Consider the following 6,180-nt stretch of genomic DNA (forward strand, 5'->3'; position numbering starts at 1 on the left):
TTTAATACATAAGCGGTTCGGTCCCAAATGGGATAATAGGGAAGGCGGTTAAATTCCGTCACAGCCCCGCTACTGTAATCGGCTCAACCTGGTTTTGTGCCACTGTCATCATGATGGGAAGACATGAAACAACTCGAATGCCGTAAGTCAGGAGACCTGCCGAATCGCCAAGCCATTAACATACCTTCGTGGGAGAGGTTGGCGATGAAACTAATTGCTTTGCTTCGGATCTCCCGGAGCTTTTTTATTTTGCTCACTGCAATAATCTTATCTGTTGTATTGTATAAATCCTCGTTTTCGCAATCCACACTGAAAATATACGGGCAGGTTATAGATTATAATGGCCCGGCGGCGGATGTGATTGTGAAAATCGACAACTTTGTCTTTCAGACGTCAACCGACCATGACGGTTATTATTACATTTATAATATTCCTCCCGGAAGATACGGGCTGACTTTTCAGAAAGGCGATAAAATAACATCAACAGGCGATAGGATTATAGTAAATAATGGTCATCCGGTCAGGCGAGATATATTTTTAGAACATAATGTTTTGAATATTGCCCCCATATACAGTACGGCTTTATCGATACAGTCAACCGACTATCATGGGCATAACGTCAAAGTCTATAATATTGAAAATCAAACAGTCGAGTCGGTTGAATCTATTTTGAGGGAAATCCCCGGACTGAATTTGATAAATTCCCCGGCTGCCGGCGAGATATATATTTCCGCAAATGGCATCAAGTCTAAGGGTGTTAATGTTTTAGTCGATGGCAGAAAAATAAATTCGCTGCTTACCGGCAGAGCCGATTTAAATCAGATTCCGGTAAGAGCCATTGCGAAGATAGAATATATTTCACCGGGAGCCGCCGCTCTAACAGCTGACGGCAATCTTGGCGGCACGGTAAACTTTGTAACATCTCAGGGCAATAGAACTACTTCGCTAAGCGCATCGCTGGTAACGGGAAGTTATAACGCCGAGGGTTATAATACCAGCTTTAATTACTATAAGCCAAAATATGGCAGCCTTAAGGTAATATGGGACAGACAGTTTGCTAAGAATAACTATAGCTATACCGATTATTTTGGCGATTCGCAAATAAGACAAAATGGGCGCGCAGAACATGAAAAATATTTCGTATCTTATTCCAACAGCCTCAATGATAATTTGATAAACATTTCAGGCTTTGTCTATTCAGGCAATAATGGCGTACCCGGACGGTCTATTACGCCTTTAGCCGAAGCGAATTCTCATAAAGAAACAATCTCTATCGGCGGCGAGTATAGTCATAAATTGAATAAATCCCTAAATATTAAAACTGATTTTTCAATTTTGAAACGCGACAACCGCTATAAGGATTTAGGCAGTTTCTTTTCCTACAATACAAAATACCTCGAGCAGGAAACTAAGCTTGCAATATCAAGTAATTACACAACTGCCGAATGGCTGGATATTAATTCAGGTTTGTCGATCACCAAAAGCGTTCTCGAAGGGATTGATTATATCAGACCGGAATCGGCTCTGGGAAAAAAAGACCGCGATGTTTACAAATTTGATAGCGGTATCGGCCTTAGACATCAAGTCAACAGGTTTACAATAAAATCAGGCCTTTCCTATTCATTTAATAAAATTGACCATGACGATTATTCAAGCAGTTCCTTAAGTATATCTGCTTTATATCAAACAAAAGTTTCCGCAGGCTTTACAACCTCGTATTCAAATTCATTCCGTTTGCCGGGCTTAGCCGAACTTCACTGGCGCGAGGATGTTTTTGTTATAGCCAATCTCGAACTCAAGCCTGAAAAATCAAAATCGCTGACAACCGAAATATTTAGCGATTTTAAACTGCTGGGGAAATGGCGTATGTCGCTGGAATATCGCGATGTTCGATATAAGGATTTAATTTACTGGCGCCGGTCGCAGGGTATAAAATATAAACCGGTGAACATATCAGCCTCTGATTTCTTTAGCGTTACAGGTACAATAAATTATAAAGCCCCTGCCGATATAATCGAAATAAACTTCTCGCGAGTCAGGTCAATCCCGCTCAACCGAGAGGATGATGAGTCATATTACGGCAAGTATATAATCCATCAGCCGTTATATACTAATCGTCTTGCTATAAAATTCAACTACCGGATTCTTAACACCGGCGCCGATATGCTCGATTCGAGCCACAGATTTATCACCGAACAAAACACCAAACAGCTCGACTGCTATACGCTTGTTGACCTGTATATTGGCCTTACGTACAAAATAAAATTTGTAACCGCAAAATTAGAGTTTAGGGTAAATAATTTAACCGACATCGAGTATGAACTGCTCGAATATCAACCTATGCCGCCGCGAAGTTATAATCTAAGCCTAACATTAAAAATGTAGAAGGAGATGCTATGAGAAAGTTTTTATTTATTAGTCTGTTTGTTCTTGCATTAATGGCTTGTTCATTTGCCGCCAATTATCTTTATGTGGTCAACGGCACTGCCGAAACCATGTCGAGAGTCAATATTGAAACAGGCGCTGTTGAAAATCATGTAACCGCTCTGGGAGTTGTCCCCAATCAGATAGTTTATCATGATGACAGGCTTTATGTTGTCAATTCGCTTTCAGCCAGCCTGATGGTTATTAATCCGGCAAACAACTCGGTTATTAATGAATTCCCTCTGCCGGTAAACAGCAACCCCTATAATATTGCCCTCTCCGGCAATTTCGCTTATGTAACGGGATTTGCCTCAGCTTCAGTATATAAAGTTAACATAAACAACGGCTCTATTGCCGACACATACACTGTCGGGTTGTCTCCCGAGGGATTAATTGCTTATGACGGCAGGCTTTATATTGCCAATACTGCTTTTGACCCGGATGATTACAGTTATGGGCAAGGGTCGGTATCTATAATAGACTTAAGTAATGGCAGCACAATTGACCAAGTTAATATAGGGAAAAACCCGCAATTTTTAGCAGCAGGACCAGGTGATTTTATAAATATTGTTTGTTCCGGCGATTATAGCACGCATACAGGAATGGTTTATTTCTTAAATCCTCAGAATAATACGCTTATAGACTCGCTTTCGACTGGCGGCAATCCCGGCATGCTGGCAATATCTTCTGATGGCATCGGGTATATTGCCGCCGGCGGCTGGGTTGGCGATGGTCATGTTTATAGTTATAATGCTGTCAGCCGTACTATCCTCAGAGATGCCAGCAACCCTATTACCGTTGCCAGAGGCGCCATTGCGGTTGCGGTTGATTCGGTTGGCATGATCTATAGCGCCGGGCAGATGGTTGATAGGATTACAAAGTTCGATTATCAGGGAAATGTAATCGCTAATTATTCAGTCGGGGATGGTCCCGTATCAATGGTAATAATCGATGAGAGAACATATATTGAAACCATCGATGACGTTGTGCCGGATGGCATTACGCTTGGAATACCTTATCCAAATCCATTCAATTCATCTGTTTGCTTAAAGCTGGAGGGTAATTGCAGCCATCAGGATAACTTGATAATTGACATTTATAATTGTAACGGTAAGTTGGTAAATAAGTTAAGTGTTTGGCAGAATCATTCGATAAGCAATAATGTAATCTGGCCTGGCATCGACTATAATGGTTGTGATGTTGCCTCTGGTGTCTATTTTGCCAGAATAAGAGGAACTTTAAAAACAGTAAAAATGGTTCTTTTAAGGTAAATTACTTCTTGCGCCGGAAAAAATTAGTATTATATTAATTAGTCTGGAGGAAAAATGAAGAAGAAAATACATCCGAAATATTTCGAAACAAAAATTACCTGTGCTTGCGGGAATGTTATCGAAACACGCTCCACAATGAAAGATATTACAGTGGAGATATGCTCGAATTGTCATCCGTTCTTTACCGGCAAACAAAAACTTATTGATACTGCCGGAAGAGTTGAAAGATATAATCGTAAGTACGGTAAAACTAGCTAAATTTTTATAGCGGTATCTTATTCTATCTATAAGTTGCCGCTATATTTTTTTTGTGTTTGGGGATATAGTGAATATTTTAAAAGCTATAATAATATCGCCATTTTTATGGGTAAACAAAAATGTTGGCGGACAAGCGGTTATAGAGGGCGTTATGATGAGAGCGCCTGAAAAGGTATCAACCTCTGTAAGGCGTGCCTCTGGTGAAATAACAACTCAAACTGAGAATTTTATCTCGCAGACACAAAAGCATAAAAAGACCTTAGGCAAGCCGATAATCAGGGGCGTTTTCTCTTTTTTCGAGATGCTTGTACTTGGAATTAAAACCCTTAACTACTCAGCCGAGATTGCCGCCGCCGATGAGAAAAATCCTGAGGATGTTTCAGGGCCAGTCTCAAAAAAAATGACCCTTGCGCTGAGTGCAACTATGATATTTTCACTAGTTTTTGCAATAGTGATATTTTTCTTTCTACCATTGCTTTTCGCTCAATTATTAGATATTCACCGCGAGGCATTGATATTTAATTTGGTGGCTGGTTTTATCAGGATGCTAATGTTTGTTTTGTATATTAAGGGCATATCATATCTGAAGGATATAAAGCGGATTTTTTGCTATCATGGCGCTGAGCATAAATCGATATTCGCTTTTGAGGCCGACCTGCCGCTTACAGTTGATAATGCCGCCAAATTTACTACTTTGCATCCCCGATGCGGAACCAGTTTTATATTGATTGTAGCGCTAATGGCAATCCTCACTTATTCGATATCAGACACAATATTTGCCCAAATAGCAGGACATCAACCGGCATTATTAGAGAGATTTGCCATTCACTTTTCACTATTGCCCTTAGTTGCCGGAGTATCTTATGAGCTTTTAAAGCTTTCGGGAAAAACGCAAAATAAAAGCCTGACAAAGATTTTTATCGCTCCCGGATTATGGCTTCAGAAAATTACTACCAGCGAACCTGATGCCGGTCAGCTTGAGGTTGCCCTAACGGCGCTTAAAGCATCAATTATAGACACCGATTTATACACTGAAGCAGTAAGGGCGGAATGATGGATTTTCCTTTTGAAAAACTATTATCTTCTTTGAAGCCCCGCCTTGAAGAACTTGATGAGATGCTGATTGATAAGAATATTGTGGCTAATCAACAGCAATATAAAAGAATCACCAAAGAGCGTTCTGGTATCGAGGAGACGCTAAGAATTGGCAAAGAATATTTTAAAATAAAAAAAAATATCGACGATAATGAATCTCTAATTAAAGAAGACCCCGAAAGCGAACTGGCGGAATTGGCCAAAGAAGAATTAAATGAACTGAAAGCCAATCATATTAAAGTTGAACAAAAACTAAAAGCCAGATTGATACCGCGCGATTCCAAAGACTCAAAAAATGCGATGGTTGAAATCAGAGCGGGCACTGGCGGCGATGAAGCCGCTTTATTTGCCGCCGACCTTTATCGCATGTATTCCAAGTATGCCGAACTCCGCGGTTGGCGTATTGATGTAATGAACTCCCATCCGACAGGTGTTGGCGGCCTAAAAGAGATAGTTTTCTCGGTTGAGGGTGTTGATGTTTACGGTGATTTAAAATACGACTCCGGCGTACATCGTGTGCAGAGAGTGCCGGCGACAGAGGCATCCGGAAGACTTCACACCTCGGCGGCATCAGTAGTGGTTTTACCGGAGGTTGAAGAAGTCGATCTTAGTGTTGATCCAAATGATTTGAAAGTCGATGTCTTTCGTTCATCCGGACCGGGCGGCCAATCGGTAAACACTACCGATTCAGCGGTCAGGATAACTCACCTTCCAACTAATACCGTCGTTACCTGCCAGGATGAGAAATCTCAGCATAAAAATAAAGCTAAGGCAATGAAAGTTCTCAGAACACGGATATTGGATAAAATAACCTCCGAGAAAAACTCGAAAATTTCGCAATCGCGCAAGTCTATGGTAGGTTCCGGCGACCGGTCGGAAAAAATCAAAACCTATAATTTCCCTCAAAACCGCGTTACAGACCATCGCATCGGTTTAACCCTGTATAGCCTTGATAGTATCATCAACGGCAATCTCGATGAGCTAATCACAGCCGCCAAGAATTATGCTTTCGAGAAAAAGATTAAAGAATCTTTCAAAGACAAGGCTGAGGTCTGATACAATAATCAACCTTACTGTAACCCTGAAAAATAGCCTATAAATTAAAAAATAGGTTGCCTGATTATCTAATATG

At 40.8% G+C, this 6,180-nt stretch carries 5 protein-coding genes and 1 riboswitch; all 5 genes read left to right on the plus strand.

Annotation, left to right across the window (positions count from 1 at the left end):
- Window position 1 precedes the first annotated feature (1 nt).
- Window positions 2-179: riboswitch (cobalamin riboswitch) on the plus strand.
- A 25-nt stretch (window positions 180-204) separates the two neighbouring features.
- The 5 genes from J7K40_11405 to prfA all read left to right on the plus strand — a co-directional run bounded on the left by J7K40_11405 (window position 205) and on the right by prfA (window position 6,104).
- Window positions 205-2,385: a TonB-dependent receptor plug domain-containing protein gene (locus J7K40_11405; GenBank protein MCD6163002.1), complete on the plus strand. Its 2,181-nt coding sequence runs from the start codon at window positions 205-207 to the stop codon at window positions 2,383-2,385.
- Between the two features lie 11 nt (window positions 2,386-2,396).
- Entirely contained in the window at window positions 2,397-3,695 is a 1,299-nt protein-coding gene (locus J7K40_11410) for a YncE family protein (protein MCD6163003.1), read from the plus strand.
- 54 nt (window positions 3,696-3,749) lie between these two features.
- Window positions 3,750-3,953 (plus strand): 50S ribosomal protein L31, encoded by a 204-nt coding sequence (gene rpmE, locus J7K40_11415; GenBank protein ID MCD6163004.1) that lies wholly within the window; start codon window positions 3,750-3,752, stop codon window positions 3,951-3,953.
- A gap of 151 nt (window positions 3,954-4,104) precedes the next feature.
- Window positions 4,105-5,007, plus strand: a complete 903-nt coding sequence (locus J7K40_11420) for a DUF1385 domain-containing protein (protein ID MCD6163005.1) — start codon at window positions 4,105-4,107, stop codon at window positions 5,005-5,007.
- Window positions 5,007-6,104, plus strand: a complete 1,098-nt coding sequence (prfA, locus tag J7K40_11425) for a peptide chain release factor 1 (protein MCD6163006.1) — start codon at window positions 5,007-5,009, stop codon at window positions 6,102-6,104. The genes J7K40_11420 and prfA overlap by 1 nt, the downstream gene beginning before the upstream one ends.
- The last annotated feature ends 76 nt before the right edge of the window (window positions 6,105-6,180 follow it).

This window comes from Candidatus Zixiibacteriota bacterium (assembly GCA_021159005.1).
Lineage (GTDB): Bacteria > Zixibacteria > MSB-5A5 > UBA10806 > 4484-95 > JAGGSN01.